The following is a 19,684-nucleotide window of genomic DNA, read 5'->3' as shown; positions in this document are numbered from 1 at the left end:
TATCGGCGGTGCGGGGCGAGCTTGGCGATATCCTTTCGAGTACTGGCTTGCGTGCCACTCGCGCGCGAGGCACCCCGGGGCGAGAGTGGAACCATCGCGGAATGAAAGGACCCTTCCCCGCCATGACCACCCGCATCGCCATCAACGGCTTCGGACGCATCGGACGCAACGTCGTGCGCGCACTCGTCGAGCGCGGTTCCGACCTCGAGCTCGTCGCCGTCAACGACCTGACCTCGCCGGCGGAGCTCGCGCGCCTGCTGAAGTACGACACCGCGGGCGGCCGCTTCGGCTACCCCGTCGAGGTCGACGGCGACGTGCTCGTCATCGACGGCCGCCGTGTCAAGGTCCTCGCCGAGCGCGACCCCGTGAAGCTGCCCTGGGGCGAGCTCGGCGTCGAGCTCGTGCTCGAGTCGACCGGCCGATTCACCGACGCCGAGGCCGCCAAGGCGCACATCACCGCCGGCGCCAAGAAGGTGCTCGTCTCGGCTCCCGCCAAGGGCGCCGACTCGACCCTCGTCTACGGCGTGAACACCGACGCGTACAACGCCGAGACCGACGTCATCGTCTCGAACGCCTCGTGCACCACCAACGCGCTCGCCCCGCTCGCGAAGGTGCTCGACGACCTCGCCGGCATCGAGCACGGCTTCATGACCACGGTGCACGCCTACACGCAGGACCAGAACCTCCAGGACGCGCCGCACTCCGACCCCCGTCGTGCGCGCGCCGCGGCCGAGAACATCGTCCCGTCGTCGACCGGCGCCGCGAAGGCCATCGGCCTCGTGCTGCCGAACCTCGACGGCAAGCTGAACGGCGACGCCATGCGCGTGCCGATCCCCGTCGGCTCGATCGTCGAGCTCAACGCGACCGTCTCGAAGGAGGTCACGCGCGAGGAGGTGCTCGCCGCCTACAAGGCCGCCGCCGAGGGCCCCCTCGCCGGCGTGCTCGAGTACTCCGAGGAGCCGCTCGTCTCGAGCGACATCGTCGGCAACCCGCACTCGTCGATCTTCGACTCGGAGCTCACGCGCGTCGACGGCAAGCACATCAAGGTCGTCTCCTGGTACGACAACGAGTGGGGCTTCTCGAACCGCGTCATCGACTCGCTGACGCTGCTCGCGGGCTAGTCCCCACGCAGACCCCGCCGCCGCTCGGTGCGCGGAACTGCGGTGCACCCCCTGCCCCGCGCCGCAGAAACGGGCCCGCCTCCTCGGAGGCGGGCCCGTTCGCGTACGCCATCCCGGTCGCCCGTCTCGCGTGCGGGGCGCTGACCGGGCGGCCCGGCTTCGACTATCGTCGGGCGGGTGCTGACCTTCGAAGCCCGTGACGGACGAACGATCGCCTACCACCTCATCGGCTCGTCGAACGAGGATGCCTCGGCGATCGTCGTTCCCGGCGGGCCGTGCCGGGGCGCGGAGTACCTCGAGGACCTCGCGGGCGCGGCCGACGCCGCAGGGCGCGCCCTCGCGGTGCTGCATCCGCGCGGCACGCCCACGACCGGCGGCCTCTCGCGCGGATGGTGGACCGACGCCGACGACCTGGCCGACCTGGCCGACCACCTCGGACTCGACGCCGTCGACATCGTCGCCCACTCGGCCGGCACCCGGCTCGCACTCGCGGCGTGGGCGCGCACGCCCGAGCGGGTCGCCCGCCTCGCGCTCATCACGCCCGCCGCAGCCTGGTTTACCGCCGAGCCGCGCGACAGCATCGAGATCGGTCGGCGGCGGAACGATCCGCTCGTCGACCGGGCGCTCGACTCGATGACGGGGGCCGAACCGCGCGACCAGGCCGAGTTCGAGCGGGCGCGCGAGATCGAGGGACCGGCCGGCTACGCCCGCTGGACCGGGCGCGAACAGCGGCACGCCGCGGTCGGCGCGTGGTCGCTCGCGGCGCTCGATGCGTACTTCACCGACATCCCGGGCGATGCGGTCGAACGGATCATGGCCGCCCCGGCTCGGCCGGCGCTCGTGATCGCCGGCGACGAGGACATCCTCGTCGGGGTGCGCACCGTCGAGGCGTACGCCGAGGCGATCGGGGCCGAGCTCCGGTGGCTCGAGGGCTGCGGCCACTACCCGTGGGTCGAGCAGCCCGATGAGTTCCGGTCGGCGCTCGTCGGCTGGCTCCGCTCGCGCTGACCTCGCGGGCGGGGCGTCTCGCCGGCGCTCAGTCGCCGACGACGACGCGAGTGGTCGGCACCCATTCGACCACGACCGTCGCGGGGTCGACGTCGTCGGCCTCGAGCGAGCTGCGCAGCGACGCGACGTCGGGCATCGCGTCGCCCCCGGTCACTCGCACGACGTAGCCCGGCGACTCGGCCGCGATGTCGAGCACCTCGAGATCCTGCGCATCGGCCCACGACCGTGCGACCGTGTCGACGTCGGACGACGCCATCGTGACCGTGACCGTGCGGTAGGTCGAGATGGTCAGCGGAATCGCGATGAGCACGAGCAGCACCGCGATCGTGATGTGCGAGCGGCGCCGGTTCACCGTGGCGAGCGGGCGGATCGCGCCGCTGGTCGTCGTCGCCATCGCCGCGGGCGTCGCCTGGCCGACTGTGAACGATCCCCACCGCTGCACCCGGTAGAACGCCATCACGACGACCCCGGTGCCGAGGATCGCCGCCACGTTCGCCACGAAGAGCAGCAGCGAGCCGATCGACGCGGCGAAGTCGCCCGACTCCGCCGCGACGCCGACCACGACGAGCGGCGGCACGAGCGAGATCGCGATCGCGACCCCCGGCAGCGTGTCCGAGATGTCCTTGCGGACGAGCGCGATCGACGCGACCGCACCGGTCGCGAGCGCGCCGAACAGGCTCATGAGGTCGGGGGTCGCCCGTTCGGCGATCTGGGTGTTCGTCGCGGCGGTCTGGGGGATGACGACGAGCAGTCCCACGAGGTAGCCGATCGCGATCGCGGCGGCGGCGCCCGCGATCATCGTCAGGAGCGAGCGCCCGAAGTTGACGCGCTCGCCGAGCACGGTCGCGAGCATGGTGCCCTGGATCGGCAGCATCATCGGCGCGACGATCATCGCGCCGATCACGGTGGCCGTCGAGTCGCCGACGACGCCGCTCGCGGCGATGGCCGACGAGAGCACGAGCAGGATCCAGAACCGGCGCACGCGCTGCACGCGGCCCGGCTCGTCGAAGAACACCGCATCGCGCATGTGCTCGATCGTGTTGAGCGCCTCCGACGGCGGCGGCGGGTACATGGGCGCGGTCATCGAGTCCCCCCTCAGGTCGACCTTGGGGCGAGCGTACGGGCGGAAGGGCCTCGACCACGGGAGCGACGCGTCGCCGCGCCGCACGGCGCGCACGGCGACGGGCCCGCCTCCTCGCGGAGACGGGCCCGTCAGTCGTGCAGGTCGACTACTCGGCGGGGTTGTGCACGTCGATCGTCATGGTGCCGCTCGTCACCTGCGAGGTGACGGTGACGACGACGCCGTGCCCGGCGAGCAGCACGCCGCCGAGCTCGTTGCTCGCGTCGAAGTAGGCGTCGACGTCCTCATCGGTGAACGTCGCCGTCTGCTGCCCGGTCGGTGCCGCGGCGCCGAGGACGTCGACGGTCTGGTTCTTGCCCTTGCCCACGACGACCTCCTTGTGCAGCACGACGCCGTCGGCCTGCTGCAGGCCGAAGGTCGCGTCGAGCGGCTGGCGCCGGTTGCTCGGGCCGGAGCCGTCGGAGTAGGTGAACTTCGCCGGACGCGCGTCGACCGGCAGCGCGAGGCCGTTGCCCGGGTGGTCGATCGTGTTGTTGTCGGTGTACGCCTCGTCGATCGCCCACACGAGCAGGCCGTCCTGGTAGGGGAACCGCTCCACCCAGTCGGGCTTCGTGATGCCGTTCGAGAACTGGTACGGCCCGACCGCCAGGGTCTCGTCGTAGCCGACGTAGGTGCGGTTCTCGACCAGGTAGTACCGGTCGCCCGTCGAGGTCTCGGAGCCCGTGCTGATCTTGAATCCGCCCTCGGCGGTCCAGCCGTTCGCACCGCCCTCGACGTCGTCGTTGAGCAGCGTGGTGCCGCCCGACTTCACGACGATGTCGTCGAGGAACGCGCCCGCGAGGTGCACGCCGCCGTCGGACTGGTACCGGAACCGGAAGAGGGTGTCGGCCGAGCCGCCCGGCACCGAGTACCTCAGTGTCGACCACTTGCCGTTCGAGGTGTCGGAGAGGGCCTTGCCCGCGGGCAGCCACTCGACGCCGCCGTCGGTCGAGTACTCCGCGTAGAAGTAGTCGTAGCCGGCCTCGATGTCGTACCAGGCCTTCGCCGTGACGGTCGCCGACCTCACCGCGCTCAGGTCGAGCGAGCGGGTGAGCGTCGTGTTGAGGTCGTCGGCGCTCGACGTCCACCACGCATGCCCGCCGGCGAGGTCGACGTAGTCGGTCGTGATCTGCGCGTCGGGCACGTCGATGACGAGCGCCTGATCCTGTCCCTCGGCCTGCAGTGCGGCCGGGCTCAGGGTGTACGAGGCATCCGCATCGCCGGGGTCGACGACCGAGTAGTCGAGCCAGCCGAGCTGCAGCTTCTCCCATGGGCCCATGTAGTTCGGCGTGGTGCCGATGTCGTCGCCGCCGCGGTTGAGCCACGAGCCGCTCGACATGAGGGTCCAGAAGGCGGTCGAGTTCTCGCCGCCGTTGGTGTCGTAGAAGTCGGGGAGGCCGAGGTCGTGCGCGTACTCGTGCGCGAACACGCCGAGCCCGCCGTTCTCCGCCTCGACCGTGTAGTCGCCGATCCAGAAGCCGGTGTCGCCGATCTGGGCGCCGCCGAACTTCGCCCCCTCGGGGCCGGTGGTGCCGTAGTCGGTCGAGTTGACGTACCAGCGGTGCGACCAGATCGCGTCCTCGCCCTGCAGGCCGCCGCCCGCATCCTCGCCCTCGCCGGCGTGCACCGCCTGGAAGTGGTCGAGGTAGCCGTCGGGCTCGTCGAAGTCGCCGTCGTTGTCGAAGTCGTAGCGGTCCCACACGTCGAACGACTCGAGTTCGTCCTGGATCTCCGCGACCGACCTGCCGGCCGCGCGCTGGGCGTCGTACCAGGCGTTGCCGGTGTCCTCGATGAACTGCCAGGCGCCGCCGTAGTCCTCGACCGAGTTGTCGCCGTACGTCGACGCGTTGCCGGGCACCTGCACCCAGTCGGTCACCTCGCCGGCGACGGTGTACTTGCCGTTCGACTGCTTCGAGTAGAAGTCGGCGAACGACTCGCCCTCGCCGAAGAACAGCTCCTCGTAGCTCTCGCGGTCGAAGTCGGGCAGCCAATGCGTGCTGTTGTTCACCGCCCGGTCGGGTTCGGGGATCTCGTTGTGCAGCGGGCCGGGCACGGTGCCGAGCTTGCCGCTGCCCTGGTCGCCGAACTCGGAGAGGATGGTGAAGACCTGGCCGGTGCCCTCGACGGCGACCTCGGCGAACTTGTCGCCCTCGTCGTTCAGGGCCACGACGCCGTCCTCGTTCGGGGAGGCCTGCCCCGATCTCACGAGCTCGTGCGCGACCTTGCGCCGCTCGTTCTGCCGTTCGGTGAGGGGGCCGGGTCGGTTGTCGAGGCGCTGGGCTGCGGCGGGCGACTTCCCGGAGTCGTCGGCCGGGGGCGCGGCCACCGCGGCCGGTCCGAACGCGATTCCGGTCATCACCGTGGCGCTCGCCGCGGTGATGGCGAGCAGGCCTCGTGTGCGTCGTTTCACTTGCACTCCTTCGTGAAGGCACCCGGGATCGCCGGGTAGGGTGCGGTCACGCTAGCACGCGGCCCATGCCCTGGGAATCCCCGTTCCGACCTTGTTTCCGCATGGTTCGATGGGATGTCCCCCGTTGCGGCCACTCGTCCCGCGACGCTGTACCCCGACGCCGGAGATCGCCGTGATCCGGCCGTCGGTCGCGCGGAAGCGGGGCGCCGTCCTGCCATGGATCGAGAGGACGGCGCCCGAGGCCGCGTGGATCAGACGGCCGCGCGCAGGCCCTCGACGAGCGAGGTCGTCGGCCGCCCGATGAGGCGGGCGAGCGTGCCGTCGGCGTTCGCGAGCACGCCGCGACGGATGCCGTCGTCGATGCCCGCGACGAAGCCCGCGGTGCCGGCGTCGAGCCCGGCCGACTCGAGCGCCGCGAGGTGGGCCTCGGGGGTCAGCGCCGTGTAGACGACCTCGCGGCCGGTGATCTCGGATGCCGCGGCCGCGAGCTCCTCGTACGACCACGCGGTCTCGCCGGTGAAGTCGTAGACCTCGCCGAGGTGTCCGTCGTCGGTGAGCAGGGCGGCGAGGCCCGCGGCGAGGTCGGCACGGGTGGCGCTCGCCACGAGGCCGTCGCCGACGCTCGCGGCGATCACGCCCGTCTCGGCGGCGCGGGCCACATCGCTCGTGTAGTTCTCGGTGTACCAGTTGTGCCGGGCGATGACCGCCGGGACGCCGGAGGCGGCGATCGCCTCCTCGGTGGCCTTGTGGTCGGGCGCGAGCACGAACTCGGCGGTCGTCGCCTGGGGGACGCTCGTGTAGACGAGCTTCGCGACGCCCGCCGCGGCCGCCGCGTCGATGACGTTGCGGTGGCCCTGCACGCGCGAGCCCGGGGCGCTGCCCGAGATGAGGAGCACGGTGTCGACGCCGTCGAGCGCCGCGGCGATGGTCTCGGGGCGGTCGTAGTCGAGCTGGGCGGTGCGCACGCCTCGCGCCGAGGCATCCGCGAGCTTCGACGTGTCGCGTGCGGTGGCGACGACGTCGCCCGGGGCGACGCCGCGGTCGAGGAGCGCGTCGACGACGAGGCGGCCGAGCTGGCCGGAGGCGGCGGTGACGAGGATGGTCATGGTGTTCCTTCCGATGGGTTCACGGGAGGAGAACCGGATGCCGCCAGCGAACCTTCCCTCGAAGCGGTACCCACTTTGAAGTAAGGTACCTGCATGACGGTAAGTCTTGCGGAGATCCGGGAGCAGTCGGGCGAGGTCTTCACCGACGGCTGCCCGACGCGCGTCGTGCTCGACCACATCATGAGCAAGTGGGGCGTGCTCGTGCTGCTCGCGCTCACCGACGGCACGCATCGCTGGGGCGAGCTGCGCCGCGAGGTCGAGGGCATCAGCGAGAAGATGCTCGCCTCGACGCTGCGCACCCTCGAGGCCGACGGGCTCGTCGTGCGCACCGCCCACCCCGAGGTGCCGCCGCGCGTCGAGTACGCGCTCACCGCACTCGGCCGCGACCTCATGGAGCACATGCTGCCTCTCGTCGAGTGGGTCGCCCGCGAGTCGGACGCGATCGTCGCCCGCAGCGCCGACTGAGCGGCACGGGCACGATCGCCCACGTCGGGCGCGCCCGCGGCGCGATCGCGTCACGGCGAGCCGGAAACGCCGACTCCCAGCGATTCGCGCGCGCGTCGCGGGCGCTTCGCGCCACGATGGTCGCAGACATGCAAGACCCATGAGGTCTTCGGGGGCAGCGCGATCGGGGGGACTGATCGCCTGAGCGGGTGAGGGGTGGCTGTGTTCTCCTCTGCGAGGAACGGGGCTCGGTGCAGCCCTCAGGCCGATCCGGCCGCCATGCGCCTGCCCGCCCACTCCGGTCGCGATCCGACCTGAGCCGAGAGCCCCGCGCGACGACCCAGGTCGTCGACCCAGGCGGGTCCGTCACCACGCCCGCGAGCCGCGCAACCCGATCTCATCGCCGGCTCGTCGAGACGGATCCCGCACCAGCCCCCATCACCGGCCCACCGTATGACAGCACGATCATCCAGAGAACGATTGGACCGTCAGATGAGATCACTCGCCATCATCGCTGCGCTCGCACTCGGCGCGGCGTTCATGCCGACCGCGAACTCGCTCGCCGTCGAAACGCCGAGCTCCGCCGCAGCGGAGGCGGCGTCCTCGACGTCGCCGAGCGCGAACCCCGAGCACGACACCGCCGCATTCCTGGCCGCGGCCGCCGCCGACCGTGACGCGCGCGAGGCCGCAGCCGCGGCGGAGGCCGCGCGCGTCGCCGCCGAGGCCGAGGCGGCGCGCCTGGCCGCCGAGCAGGCCGCGGCCGACGCCGCCGCCGCAGCGGCAGCAGCCGAAGCCGAGACCGCCGACGTCGAGGAATGGGTCGAGGAGGAGTCGGACGAGTCCGCTCCCGCGGCATCCGCCCCCGCCGTCGAGGCGCCCGTCGAGAGCGCACCCGTGCCGCAGCCCACCGAGGGGCCGCGCGACGACGACGGCTGCGGGCCCTGCCCGGGCGAGACGCTCGTCTGGTACGTGTACGAGGGCGAGGGCTACTGGGCCTGCCCGAAGTGACCCTGCTCGCCTCGCGATGAGACGACGAAGCCCCCGGCCGCCGCGGCCGGGGGCTTCGTCGTCGTCGATCCGCGGGCAGCGCGCCCGTTCAGCGTTCCGATCGCGGCGCGATCGCCGTGCCGACCAGCCCGACCGCGGCTGCGACGGCCATCATGACGGCGATCGGCCACCAGTGCCCCGACCAGGCGAGCAGCGCGGTCGCCGCGAGCGGCGCGAGCCCGCCGCCGACGATCGCGCCCGCCTCGCGCCCGATCGAGAGGCCCGAGTAGCGCACCCGGGTGTCGAACATCACGGTGAAGTACGCCGGCTGCACGCCGTCGGCCGCTGAGTTCACGATGCCGATCGCGACGACGACCACGCCGACGATGAGCGCCGCCGACCCGGTGTCGAGCACGAGGAAGAGGGGTGCGGCCAGCACGCCGAACGCCACGAGGCCGCCGACGACGAGGCGGCGCGGGCCGACCCGGTCGCCGAGCGCGCCCCAGAACGGGCACAGCACCGCGGCGACCGCGGCCCCGGCGAGCAGCGCGGTGAGGGTGACCTCGCGAGGCATCCCGACGACCGTCGACGCGTAGCTCAGGCAGAACACGGAGACGACGTAGAAGGTCGTGTTCACCCCGACGCGCACCAGGAAGACGGCGAGGATGCCGCGTGGCCGCCGCAGCACCTCGGCGACGGGCCGTCGCGCCTCACGACGGGCGTCGAGCACCGCGAGGAACTCGGGCGACTCGTCGACCCGGCGGCGCAGCCACCAGCCGATCGCGACGAGCACGAGGCTCGCGACGAACGGCACCCGCCAGCCCCAGTCGAGCAGGGCCTGCTCGTCGAGCACGGCGACGAGCACCACGAAGGCGAGGTTGCCGAGGATGAGTCCGACGTAGACCGCGCTCGAGATGAACGCGCCGCGGAACCCGCGCCGGAGCGGCGACTGCTCGAGGGCGAGCAGCACGGCCCCGCTCCACTCGCCGCCCGTCGCGAGGCCTTGCACGAGGCGCAACGCGACGAGCAGCACCGGCGCGAGCGCCCCGATCTGCGCGTGCGTCGGCAGCATCCCGATGAGCGCCGTCGCGATGCCCATCGCGAGCAGCGTCGCCACGAGCACGCGGCGGCGACCGAATCGGTCGCCGAGAGAGCCCGAGACGAGGCCGCCGAGCGGGCGGGCGACGAACCCGGTCGCGAACACGGCGAACGAGAGCAGCAAGCTCGTGAGCGGCTCGTCGGCGGGGAAGAACAGCGTCGGGAAGACGAGCGCCGCCGCGGTGCCGTAGAGGAAGAAGTCGTACCACTCGAGCACGGTGCCGAAGGCGGCCGCGGCGAGCGCGCGGCGGGCGCGGGTCGGATCGGCGGGCGGCGACGCGGGCCCGACGGGCCCGGTCTCGGGAGCCGGTGCCGCGATCGGTGCGCCGCCGTTCACGCGGGCACCGCCGGCGACGCGGAGACCGTCGCAGCGGGCGCACCTGTGCCGCGCTGCGACGCGAGCGGCGCCGCGAAGAACGCGAGCTCGTGCCGCGACGAGGCGACGAAGGCGCGGTGCATCCGCTCGCGCTGCTCGGGCGTCGCGCTCGCCGCGGCCCGCGTGACGAAGCCGATCGCCTCGCGCGTCGCCACGGCGAAGCCGGGGTCGGCGTAGGTCGCGAGCCACGAGGCGTACGGGTGCGCCGGATCGAGGGCGGCCGAGCCGAACGATCCGGCGGCGAGGCGCTCGCCGAGGTCGGTGTAGATCCAGAAGCACGGCAGCAGCGCCGCGATGAGCACGGCGTGATCGCCTCGCTGCGCGGTCGCGAGCAGGTGGTCGAGGTACGCCGTCGTCGTCGCGTCGGGCGGTGCGGATGCCCCGGTGCCGGCCTCGCGGCCGAGCCACCCCGTGTGCAGTTCGAGCTCGCCGATGATCGAGCCGTGGGCCGAGTCCGCCCAGAAGGCCTGCCCCGCGGCATCCGGTGCGAGACGTGAGGCCTCGGCGAGCACGCGGGCGTAGTCGCGCAGGTAGTGGGCGTCCTGCGTGAGGTACCCGAGGAACGGCTCGCGGGCGAGCGTGCCGTCGGCGAGCCCGCGGATGAAGGGCAGTGCGTCGATGTCGTCGCGGATGCCGCGGATCGACGCCCACCACTCGGCCTCGACCTCGGCCGGGGTGGGCGCGGTGCGGGTGCCGCCGCGCGACCAGAGCCCGGCGAAGTGGCTGATCGGGCCGTGCCCGCCGCCGACCTCGAGGGCTTCGCCGTGCCGCAGCGACTCGCGCAGCCAGCGGCGGGCCTCCGCGATAGCGGCGAGCCAGGGGTCGTCGCCGCCGGCCTCGCGCGCGGTGCTGCTCGCGCGGTCGCCCGCCCCGCCGCTCGCGGCGAGCGTCGCGATCGCGGAGGAGAGGGAGCATCCGGTGCCGTGCGTCGCCGTCGTCGCGATGCGCTCGCCCTGGAACTCGACGACGGTCGCGCTCGCCGCGTCGACGAGCGCATCGGGAGCCGTGTCGCCGCCGAGGTGCCCGCCCTTCGCGAGCACGCGCACCCCGAACCGCGCCGAGACCGCCTCGGCCTGGGCGATCGCCTCGGCCCAGGTGGTCGCGACCGGGTGAGCCGGGGTGCCGCGGGCGCCGTCCGCGCCCTCCGCCTCCTGCCCGAGCCCGGCGAGCACCGCGAGCTCGGCGAGGTTCGGCGTCACGAGGTCGGCGAGCGGCAGCAGCTCGCGCATCGCCCGCTCGGCGTCGGGCGCGAGCAGGCGGTCGCCGCTCGTCGCGACCATGACGGGGTCGAGCACGACGACGGGCGGCCGCACGCGGCCGAGCCACTCGGCGACGACACCGATGACCTCGGCGTTCGCGAGCATGCCGAGCTTCACGGCGTCGATCTCGATGTCGTCGGAGATCGCGTCGAGCTGCGCGGCGAGGAACGCCGCGGGCGGCACGTGCACCGCCCGCACCCCGCGGGTGTTCTGCGCGGTGAGGGCCGTGATCGCGGCCATGCCGTAGCCGCCGACCGCGGCGATCGACTTGAGGTCGGCCTGGATCCCTGCGCCGCCCGACGGGTCGCTGCCGGCGATGCTGAGCACGCGCGCGGTCATCGGGCCGACTCCGTCTCGCGGGTCGTCCATTCGGTGGCGAACACCTCCGCGGCGGCGCGGGGGTCGTCGGCTGCGCAGAGCGCCGAGACGACGGCGACGCCCGCAGCGCCCGCCTCGCGGAGCGGGGCGAGGTCGGCGAGCCCGATGCCGCCGATCGCGACGCACGGCAGCTCGGCCTCGGCCGCGACCCGGGCGAAGCCGTCGACGCCGAGGGCGGGCGGATGGTCGGGCTTCGTCGCGGTCGGCCGGATCACGCCGACCCCGAGGTAGTCGACGGTGCCGCGCGGCAACCGGGCCACGGCGTCGAGGTGGGCGCGGCTGTTCGCCGTGAGCCCCACGATCGCGTCGGCGCCGAGTCGCTCGCGGGCGGCGGCGGCGGTCGCGTCGCCCTGACCGAGGTGCACGCCGTCGACGCGCACGCCGGCGGCGCGCGCCGCGAGCGCGACGTCGAGCCGGTCGTTCACGAGCAGGGCCGCACGTCCGTCGATCGCCTCGGCGAGGCGGGCGAGCTCGCCGAGCATCGCGGATGCCCCGGCGTGCTTGTCGCGCAGCTGCACGACCCGCACCCCGCCCTCGACGGCCCGGGCGACGACGTCGACGACGCCGCGCTCGCCGCAGAGCACCGGGTCGGTCACGAGGTAGAGGGAGAGGTCGAGCGCGGTGCGGGCGATCATGCGCCGGCCCCAGCAGCGGCGATCTCGAGCGGCGCGTCGCCCGCGCCCGGCAGCGGGGCCGAGGCATCCGCGTCGCCGGCGAGGGAGGCCGTGACCCGCGCGCGGCCGGCGAGCGCCGCCGCATCGACCGCCGCGAGCGCGTCGACGAACCGGGGCGCGAAGCTGCCGGGGCCGCTCGCACCCTCGGCCGCGAGCTCGGCGGCGACGGTGTAGACGAGGTTCGCCGCGACGGTCGCCTCGAACGGGTCGTCGCCCGCGGCGAGGAACGCCGCCGTCACCGCACCGAGCGCGCAGCCGCCGCCCGTGACCCGGGTGAGCAGCGCGTCGCCGTTCGCGATGCGCGCCGTGCGCGTGCCGTCGGTGATGAGGTCGACCGGGCCCGACACCGCGACGACCGCGCCGAAGCGCTCGGCGAGCAGCGCTGCGGCACCGGCCGCGGCCTCCGTCGAGTCGGCGGCGTCGACGCCGCGACCGCCGGCTCCGTCACCCGCGAGCGCCAGGATCTCGCTCGCGTTGCCCCGGATCGCCGTCGGCCCGAACTCGACGAGCTCGTGCGCGAGGGCCGTGCGGATCGGCAGCGCGCCGATCGCGACGGGGTCGAGCACCCACGGCGTCCCCGCCTCGCGAGCGGCGGCGACCGCTTCGCGGGCGGCATCCCGCTGCTGGGGATTCGGCGTGCCGAGGTTCACGAGCAGTGCGCTCGCGACGCGAGCGAACGCGCCCGCCTCGCCGACGATGTCGACCATCGCGGGGGCGGCGCCGACGGCGAGCAGCACGTTCGCCGTGAAGTTCGTCACCACCGTGTTCGTGATGCACTGCACGAGCGGCGGGCTCTCGCGCAGTCGATCGAGCCGCAGTGCGCTCGAGTGGGCGGGGTCGTACAGGCGCGCGCTCATGGCGACATCCCTTCGCTAGTCCGAACTAGATCAGGTTCGACGGGTGTGATCTCAGCCGCGCGTGGGCGGCACCCCGTGTCACTGCGAGCGAGCCTAGTGCAGCCCGAAGAAATCTCGCGGTCCATGTCGATCGCGGCCGTCGTCGTTCGACGCCACAATGAGACGGAAATTCCGTCGCCGCGAAAGGACACCTCATGCGCACCCTCATCGTCAGCGAGTTCATCAGCCTCGACGGCGTCGTCGACTCTCCCGGCGGCGGCTCGCACCCGCGCGCCGGCTGGACCTTCAAGGAGGTGCCCTTCGTCGAGGAGGCGTACGCGATCAAGGGCTCGGAGCAGCTCGAGGCACGGGCGATGCTGCTCGGCCGGGTCAGCTACGACGAGTTCGCCCCGGTCTGGCCGACGATGGTCGACGAGTTCGCCGAGTACAACGCGATGCCGAAGTACATCGTCTCCTCGACCCTGACCGACGAGACCCTGCTGCCCGAGTGGCAGAACTGCCACGTGCTGCGCACGCTCGACGACGTCGCCGAGCTGAAGGCGGGCGACGGCGGGCCGATCATCGTGCACGGCAGCGCGACGCTCGCGCAGGGCCTCGCGACGGCCGGACTCGTCGACCGCTACCACCTGCTCGTCTTCCCGGTGCTGCTCGGCAGCGGCAAGCGGCTCTTCGGCGACGACCCCGGGCTGACTGCGAAGCTCGACCTCGTCGAGCACGAGGCCTACTCGAACGGCATCGTGAAGGCCGTCTACGACGTGGCGCGCTGAGCCTGCGCGGGGCGGCGGCGGGCGCCAAGCGTCCGCCGCCGCCGCGCTCCACGTACCGTCCGTCCTGCCGAGCCGAGATTTCTGCTGCGCCGCCCACGCCTTTCTCGATACGTTGGGGGAATTGGTCGGCCTTCCGGGGCCGCGGGCGGGCACGGGGGTGTGGCCGCTCGCCCATCGGAGGGCTCGATCGTCTGTTGCAACGAAGAAGTTCAGTCATGACGAGATGAGGGCCAGCGATGAGATTCCACCACCGACCCCCGCGAGGGCGAACACGCGCACTCGCCGCCGCCGGAGCACTGCTGCTCGGCGCATCCCTGATGACCGCCACTGCGGCGGTCGCTGAAGACGACCCCCGCGTCGACCTGCCTGCGGGGCTCTTCGACGCCGGGCTCGCGACGAGCGGCATCGACCTGCTGTCGAGCACGCCGGGCGCCGGGCCGTTCGCCGCCGGTTCCATCAACTCCGACCTCGCATTCACCGGCGACCACGCGGTCGTCGGCAGCTACCAGGGGTTCCAGGTGTACGACGTCTCCGACCCGGCGGCGCCCGTACTGCAGAAGTCGTTCCTCTGCCCGGGCGGGCAGGGCGACGTCTCGGTGTACGGCGACCTGCTGTTCATGTCGGTGGAACAGGGCCTCGGCCGCGTCGACTGCGGCACGCAGGGCACGGGCAATACCCCGGTGAACCCCGAGCGGTTCCGCGGGGTGCGCATCTTCGACATCAGCGACATCGACAACCCCGTGCAGTTGCCGGGCGTGCAGACCTGCCGCGGATCGCACACGCACACCGTGGTGACCGACCCCGACGATGCCGAGAACATCTACATCTACAACTCGGGCACGTCCGGCGTGCGCTCGCCGCTCGAGCTCGCGGGCTGCCAGAACGCGACGCTGACCGCCGAGCCGGTGACCTCGGGCGACCCGACGCAGTGGCGCATCGACGTCATCAAGGTGCCGCTCGACGCCCCCGAGACGGCCGCGGTCGTCAGCCAGCCCCGCATCTTCACCAACCCCGACACGGGCGCGTACAACGGCCTGCAGAACACGCTGGGGGGTCAGCTGCACCCGAGCGGCACGGTCTACAGCCCGACGCCGAACACCAACACGTGCCACGACATCACCGCGTACCCCGAGATCGGGCTCGCGGCGGGCGCGTGCCAGGGCAACGGCATCCTGCTCGACATCAGCGACCCGGTGAACCCCGTTCGCGTCGACGCGGTCGCCGACCCGAACTTCTCCTACTGGCACTCGGCGACGTTCAACAACGACGGCACGAAGGTCATCTTCACCGACGAGTGGGGCGGCGGCTCAGGCGCCCGCTGCCGTGCGACCGACCAGCCCGAGTGGGGCGCGAACGCGCTGTTCGACATCGTCGACGGCAAGCTGGAGTTCGCGAGCTACTACAAGCTGCCGGTCCCGCAGACGGTGCAGGAGAACTGCGTCGCGCACAACGGCTCGCTCATCCCGGTGCCGGGTCGCGACATCATGGTGCAGGCCTGGTACCAGGGCGGCCTGTCGATCATCGACTTCACCGACACGGCCAACCCGACCGAGATCGCCTATCTCGACCGCGGCCCGATCAGCGCCAGCGCGCTCTCGCTCGGCGGCTACTGGTCGACGTACTGGTACAACGGCAACGTGCTCGGCAGCGAGATCGCGCGCGGCTTCGACACCATGGCGCTCACCGCGAGCGACATGATGACCGAGAACGAGATCGCGGCTGCCGGCGAGGTGCAGCTCGGCGAGTTCAACGCGCAGGCGCAGACCGCCATCGTGCACGAGCCGAGCTTCGCGGTCGCACGGTCGTACGTCGACCAGGCCGAGCGCGCCGGCACGCTGAGCGGCGCGGCCCTCGCCGAGGTGCGCAAGCACATCGACAAGGCCGAGAAGCTCGCCGACGGTGCGGCCGCCGGCCGTGCGGTCGCGGCCCAGCTCGACAACGCGGCCCGCAAGTCGGGTGCTCCGTCCGACTCGAACGTCGTGCAGGGGCTGACCGCGCTGGCGGCGACCTTCGGATGAACCGGTGAGGGGGCCGGGTGACGGCCCCCTCACCCAGAACGGGGCCCGGCGGTCGACGACCGCCGGGCCCCGTCGCGTCAGCGGCGGGTCAGCCCGCCCGCTCGGCGAGCATCTGCTGCATGCGGGCGATCTCGATGCCCTGGTCGGATTCGACGTGGCGGGCGAACTGGTCGGTCGCCGACTCCTGCCCGCCGCCCGAGGCGTAGAGCTCGTCGACCATCTGCACCGCGCCCTCGTGGTGCTGGATCATGTACACGAGGAACAGCTGGTCGAACGCGTCGCCCTCGGCCGCCTCGAGCTCGGCCATCTGCTCGTCGCTGAGCATGCCCGGCATCGCGCCTCCGTCGCTCGCGTGCGCATCGTGCCCCTGGTCGTTGACGGGCTCCCCGCGCTCCTGCAGCCAGGTCACCATGAGCGTGCGTTCGTCCTGCTGGCTCGCCGACATGCGTTCGGCGAGCAGCTGGATGTCGCGGTCGTCGGTGCGCTCCTCGACGAGGGCGGTCATCTCGATCGCCTGGTCGTGGTGGTGGATCATGTCGCGCATGAACGCGGTGTCGAGCTCGGTGTGCTCGGGTGCGTCGATCGCATCGCCGGCCTCGTCGGGGGAGAGGGTGCGGTTGGGCTCGCCCGGCGCACCGAGCTGCACGACGGGACTCGTCGGTGCGGGGGAGTCGGGCGTCGTCGTGCACGCGGCCAGGCCGAGCGCGAGCGCGAGCGCCGTTCCGACTCCGAGGGTTCGCCGCATCGTCGTCATCCATCGACCTCGTCTTCGTTGAAGGGCACGTGGCATCCATCTAATCAGGTGCCTCGCCGATGTCGACGGTCGAGATCCGGTTGTCGCTACGCGGCGCCCGCCGCCCGCGTCACGCGCGGCTTCTCGCGCACGTACACCTCGCGGCGCACGCGGGCGACGACGTCGCCGTCGCGGTCGGTGATCTCGGTCTCGAACCACTCGAGCACCTTCGCGCCGCCGCGGGCGCGCTCGCGCAGCTCCTCGGCCTTCGCCTTCGGCACCTCGAAGTGCGCGGTGAGCACCCCGCGGCCGGGCTTCACGAGCTCGATCTCGCCGCGGGTGTCCCACACGACGTAGTCGCGCCCGAGCTGGTGCATGATCAGCATGAAGTAGTAGGGGTCGGTCATCGCCGACATCGAGCCGCCGAAGGCCGTGCCGACGTAGTTGCGGGTGATCGCGTTCACGTGCAGCTCGACGGTGGCGCTGGTCCAGTCGTCGGCGAACCGTCTGACGCGGATGCCCGACCACAGGTTCGGGGCCCAGAGGCTCATGCCGATGGCGAGTCGTCGCGGAGTCATGCGCATGCCTCCGATTGTGCGAGAACCGGATGCCTCGTGCGAATCACTTGTCGGAATCCTCAGCCGCGCCCGGCGAGCGCCCTGCGGTCGAACGAGCGCCGGCAACCCCGCTGGTCGAGGCGCGAGCGCAGCGAGCGTCTCGAGTCCCGTCGCCCCGTATCGTGACCCTATGACCCACGAATCGAACAGCGGCGCCTCGGCGCCCCGCCGGGTACGCCAGCTCCGCCTCGTGGTGGAGGCCGAGGACTGGGAGGCGGCCGTCGCGTTCTACCGCGACGTGCTCGGCCTCGCCGAGGAGGAGGCCTACGACGGCGACGACGGCGCCCGGGTGATGATCCTCGACGCCGGCCGGGCGACGCTCGAGCTCTCGAACCCCGCGCAGGTTCGGCTCATCGACCGGGTCGAGACCGACGGAGTACAGAGCGCGCACCTCCGAGTCGCGTTCGAGGTCGACGACACGGCGACGGTCACCGACGAGCTCGTCGACGCGGGGGCGGAGTTGCTCGCGACCCCGCGCGAGACGCCGTGGCGCTCGATCAACTCGCGGCTCGCAGGCCCGGCCGGGCTCCAGCTCACGGTCTTCCAGGAGCCCGACGACGGGGTGACCGCGCCGAGCTGATTCGCACATCCTTCGCCGGGTTCCTCGTTTCCCGGCGATGGAGCGCCTAGCATCGGAGAGGCGTGCCGCACCCGAGCGCTCGCCGATTCCCCCGCCCGCCCCGGCGCCCACCCCCAGGAGCCAGATTGACGATCCCCGCAGACGATCAGTCCACGCCAGGGTTGCCTGGGGCCGCCGAGCCCGAGTCCCGTGCCGCGCGACGCAGCGCCGAGCTCGGGGGCACCCTGCGGCCGCGCCGCATGCCCGACCGCGCGAGCGTGTGGGCTCCGCCGGCGCCCGAGCAGGGCGGCGCCGCGGTGCCCCCGCAGGGCGCGGGTTCCTCGTTGCCCGCGGCACCCGCATCCGCACCCGCATCCGCACCCGCGGCGGCGCCCGGGCAGCCCGCCGCCGCGCCCGCCGAGATCGAGCGCTACTACCTCTGCTGCGAGGTGCCGAGCGGCGACTTCGTCGAGGTCATCCTCGCCGTCAGCGACGGGGGTCGCCGTCGATACTTCACGACCAGCGACGGCGACCGCCTCGCCGAGGTCGACGAGTACTACTTCGTGCGCCGCAGCCTCGGCGATGCCCGCTCGATGCTCGAGCTCGACGCGCGCGAGATGGCCCAGCTCGAGGCCGAACTGAACTTCGTGCGCCCGCTGCGCGGTCGCGACCCGCTCGCCGAGCTGGCGGCCGAGAGTGCCGGAGAGGCGCTCGCCTCCGAGGTCGCGGCTGCGGATGCCACGGGCCCGACGACGCCCGCCGGCGTGGTCGCGGAGACCGGCGAAGCGCCTTCGCCGGTGGAGGCGCTGCCGACGGAGGTGCCGCCCGTCGCCGGGCAGGTCGCCGCCGAGGTGCCGCACGCCGAGCCCGCGCCGCTCGCGTCGTCGTCCGAGCCGTCCGCGGCACCCGAGACCGATGCCGAGGCCTGGGTCGAACTGCTGCGCCGGGCCGGGTTCGAGCCGCCCGAGCTGAACCTCGACCCGCTCGAGCCCGAGCCGGCCCCCGCATCGCACCCCGACGCCCTGATGGTCGAGCCGGTGCTCATGCAGTGGGCGGAGACGATCGACCGGCAGCCCGACGATGCCGAGCCTGCAGCAACTCAGGCGCAGGCCGCGCATGCGGCCGAGCCCGGCACCCCGGCCGCGCCGACGGCCTCCGCACCGGCGAACCATACTGCCGGGCCTGCGATCCCCGGCCCGACCGTCGATGCCGAATCGGCCGGCGCAGTCGAGCCTCCCCGTGCTGCCGAGCCGGCGCCGATCGCCGCAGCGACGGCCGCGGCGGAGCCCGCGTCCGGAGTGCAGCCCGACCCGACCCCCGAGATCGACGCCGCGACGCACGTGCTTCCCGAGCCCGCGGCGTCCGCGCCGCTCACGCCGCCGAAGCTCTCGCTCGTGCCCGTGCCGCCCGTCGTGTCCCCGGTGCCGCCGACGCCGCGGCTGTCGCTCGTGCCCGGGCCGCCCCCCGAACCGATCCAGACTCCTGCGCCGGCCTTCCCGCCGGCCGCGGAGGCCACCCCCGAGACCGTTGCCGCCCCTGACGCGGCTCCGGCCTCCGACCACGACTCGAACGAGGAGACGAACCCTGTGGCGATGATGACGAACCCGACGGATGCGCTCGCGCCCGCGGCATCCGTGACCCCGATCGCAGCGCCCGCCCTGCACTCCGCGCCGGCCCCCGCCGTCGACGCCGATGCGGCCGCGCAGGTCGCGCTCGCGAAGGGCATCGCCTTCGTGGCGCACCGCGGGCAGGTCGACCAGGTCGGCGCCGACTACATCGATCACCCCGGTCGCGTGGCCGAGCACTTCGACGCGGCGACCGAGCCGACGGCGACGGCGGCCGCCTGGCTGCACGACGTGATCGAGCGCAGCGCCGTCTCCGAGCAGGAGCTGCTCGAGGCGGGCGTGCGACCCGACATCGTCGAGGTCGTGCTGCTGCTCACCCGCACGCCCGAGATGAGCGACGACGCGTACTTCGCGCGGATCCGCACCAACCCGCTCGCCCGCCGCGTGAAGCTCGCCGACGTCGCCGACAACTCGGCGCCGTGGCGCCTGCGCAAGCTCGACTACGACGCCCAGCAGCGGCTGGCCGCCAAGTACCGCCACGCCCGCGAGGCGCTCGGATAGTCGCCGGCTTCGGCCCGTCCGCCTGA

The 19,684-nt window shown here is 72.9% G+C and carries 17 protein-coding genes and 1 riboswitch; of the genes, 8 read left to right on the top strand and 9 right to left on the bottom strand.

Annotation, left to right across the window (positions count from 1 at the left end):
- Positions 1 to 122 precede the first annotated feature (122 nt).
- On the top strand, positions 123 to 1,121 hold the full coding sequence (gene gap, locus ACFVTH_RS04415) for a type I glyceraldehyde-3-phosphate dehydrogenase (RefSeq protein WP_387087104.1): 999 nt from the start codon (positions 123 to 125) through the stop codon (positions 1,119 to 1,121).
- A gap of 177 nt (positions 1,122 to 1,298) precedes the next feature.
- Positions 1,299 to 2,129: an alpha/beta fold hydrolase gene (locus ACFVTH_RS04410; RefSeq protein WP_387087102.1), complete on the top strand. Its 831-nt coding sequence runs from the start codon at positions 1,299 to 1,301 to the stop codon at positions 2,127 to 2,129.
- Positions 2,130 to 2,157: 28 nt separating this feature from the next.
- Here ACFVTH_RS04410 and ACFVTH_RS04405 read toward each other — a convergent pair whose 3' ends face one another.
- The 3 genes from ACFVTH_RS04405 to ACFVTH_RS04395 form a co-directional block, all read right to left on the bottom strand.
- Positions 2,158 to 3,213 carry a DUF389 domain-containing protein gene (locus tag ACFVTH_RS04405; RefSeq protein WP_387087100.1) on the bottom strand — a complete coding sequence of 352 codons (1,056 nt, stop codon included), beginning with the start codon at positions 3,211 to 3,213 and terminating at the stop codon, positions 2,158 to 2,160.
- A 145-nt stretch (positions 3,214 to 3,358) separates the two neighbouring features.
- Entirely contained in the window at positions 3,359 to 5,659 is a 2,301-nt protein-coding gene (locus ACFVTH_RS04400) for an immune inhibitor A domain-containing protein (protein ID WP_387087098.1), read from the bottom strand.
- 251 nt (positions 5,660 to 5,910) lie between these two features.
- Positions 5,911 to 6,765 (bottom strand): SDR family oxidoreductase, encoded by an 855-nt coding sequence (locus ACFVTH_RS04395; RefSeq protein WP_387087096.1) that lies wholly within the window; start codon positions 6,763 to 6,765, stop codon positions 5,911 to 5,913.
- A gap of 93 nt (positions 6,766 to 6,858) precedes the next feature.
- On the opposite strand from ACFVTH_RS04395, the gene ACFVTH_RS04390 reads away from it, so the two are divergent.
- Both ACFVTH_RS04390 and ACFVTH_RS04385 read left to right on the top strand, forming a co-directional pair.
- Positions 6,859 to 7,230: a winged helix-turn-helix transcriptional regulator gene (locus tag ACFVTH_RS04390; protein WP_387087094.1), complete on the top strand. Its 372-nt coding sequence runs from the start codon at positions 6,859 to 6,861 to the stop codon at positions 7,228 to 7,230.
- Between the two features lie 471 nt (positions 7,231 to 7,701).
- Positions 7,702 to 8,217 carry a hypothetical protein gene (locus ACFVTH_RS04385; protein WP_387087092.1) on the top strand — a complete coding sequence of 172 codons (516 nt, stop codon included), beginning with the start codon at positions 7,702 to 7,704 and terminating at the stop codon, positions 8,215 to 8,217.
- An 88-nt stretch (positions 8,218 to 8,305) separates the two neighbouring features.
- On the opposite strand, the gene ACFVTH_RS04380 is transcribed toward ACFVTH_RS04385, so the two are convergent.
- From ACFVTH_RS04380 to thiM, 4 genes are all read right to left on the bottom strand, one after another.
- Positions 8,306 to 9,631: an MFS transporter gene (locus tag ACFVTH_RS04380; protein ID WP_387087090.1), complete on the bottom strand. Its 1,326-nt coding sequence runs from the start codon at positions 9,629 to 9,631 to the stop codon at positions 8,306 to 8,308.
- The gene (locus ACFVTH_RS04375; RefSeq protein WP_387087088.1) at positions 9,628 to 11,268 is read right to left on the bottom strand and encodes a bifunctional hydroxymethylpyrimidine kinase/phosphomethylpyrimidine kinase; all 1,641 of its coding nucleotides are present in this window, start codon (positions 11,266 to 11,268) and stop codon (positions 9,628 to 9,630) included. The genes ACFVTH_RS04380 and ACFVTH_RS04375 overlap by 4 nt, the downstream gene beginning before the upstream one ends.
- On the bottom strand, positions 11,265 to 11,942 hold the full coding sequence (thiE, locus tag ACFVTH_RS04370; RefSeq protein WP_387087086.1) for a thiamine phosphate synthase: 678 nt from the start codon (positions 11,940 to 11,942) through the stop codon (positions 11,265 to 11,267). Before thiE ends, ACFVTH_RS04375 begins: the two co-directional genes overlap by 4 nt.
- Positions 11,939 to 12,838 carry a hydroxyethylthiazole kinase gene (gene thiM / locus ACFVTH_RS04365; RefSeq protein WP_387087084.1) on the bottom strand — a complete coding sequence of 300 codons (900 nt, stop codon included), beginning with the start codon at positions 12,836 to 12,838 and terminating at the stop codon, positions 11,939 to 11,941. The genes thiE and thiM overlap by 4 nt, the downstream gene beginning before the upstream one ends.
- A riboswitch (TPP riboswitch) is annotated at positions 12,829 to 12,924 on the bottom strand. Its footprint overlaps the gene before it by 10 nt.
- 108 nt (positions 12,925 to 13,032) lie before the next feature.
- On the opposite strand from thiM, the gene ACFVTH_RS04360 reads away from it, so the two are divergent.
- On the top strand, positions 13,033 to 13,605 hold the full coding sequence (locus ACFVTH_RS04360) for a dihydrofolate reductase family protein (RefSeq protein ID WP_387087082.1): 573 nt from the start codon (positions 13,033 to 13,035) through the stop codon (positions 13,603 to 13,605).
- Positions 13,606 to 13,922: 317 nt separating this feature from the next.
- Positions 13,923 to 15,623, top strand: a complete 1,701-nt coding sequence (locus ACFVTH_RS04355; protein WP_387087080.1) for an LVIVD repeat-containing protein — start codon at positions 13,923 to 13,925, stop codon at positions 15,621 to 15,623.
- An 88-nt stretch (positions 15,624 to 15,711) separates the two neighbouring features.
- Here the strand turns inward: ACFVTH_RS04355 and ACFVTH_RS04350 are convergent, their stop codons facing one another.
- Together ACFVTH_RS04350 and ACFVTH_RS04345 are read right to left on the bottom strand one after the other, a co-directional pair.
- Complete coding sequence (locus ACFVTH_RS04350) at positions 15,712 to 16,368, bottom strand: DUF305 domain-containing protein (protein ID WP_387087078.1); 657 nt, start codon at positions 16,366 to 16,368, stop codon at positions 15,712 to 15,714.
- 95 nt (positions 16,369 to 16,463) lie between these two features.
- The gene (locus ACFVTH_RS04345) at positions 16,464 to 16,934 is read right to left on the bottom strand and encodes a DUF4442 domain-containing protein (RefSeq protein ID WP_387087076.1); all 471 of its coding nucleotides are present in this window, start codon (positions 16,932 to 16,934) and stop codon (positions 16,464 to 16,466) included.
- Positions 16,935 to 17,103: 169 nt separating this feature from the next.
- Between ACFVTH_RS04345 and ACFVTH_RS04340 the strand changes: the two genes are divergently transcribed.
- A complete protein-coding gene (locus tag ACFVTH_RS04340) occupies positions 17,104 to 17,553 on the top strand; it encodes a VOC family protein (protein WP_387087074.1) in 450 nt (149 codons plus the stop codon).
- Positions 17,554 to 17,678: 125 nt separating this feature from the next.
- Positions 17,679 to 19,658: a hypothetical protein gene (locus ACFVTH_RS04335; protein WP_387087072.1), complete on the top strand. Its 1,980-nt coding sequence runs from the start codon at positions 17,679 to 17,681 to the stop codon at positions 19,656 to 19,658.
- Positions 19,659 to 19,684: the final 26 nt, after the last annotated feature.

The sequence above is a fragment of the Agromyces sp. NPDC058104 genome, from assembly GCF_042884835.1.
In the GTDB taxonomy this organism is placed as follows: domain Bacteria; phylum Actinomycetota; class Actinomycetes; order Actinomycetales; family Microbacteriaceae; genus Agromyces.
The sequence above is the reverse complement of the archived record's forward strand: the minus strand, read 5'-3'. Positions and strand labels throughout refer to the sequence as shown.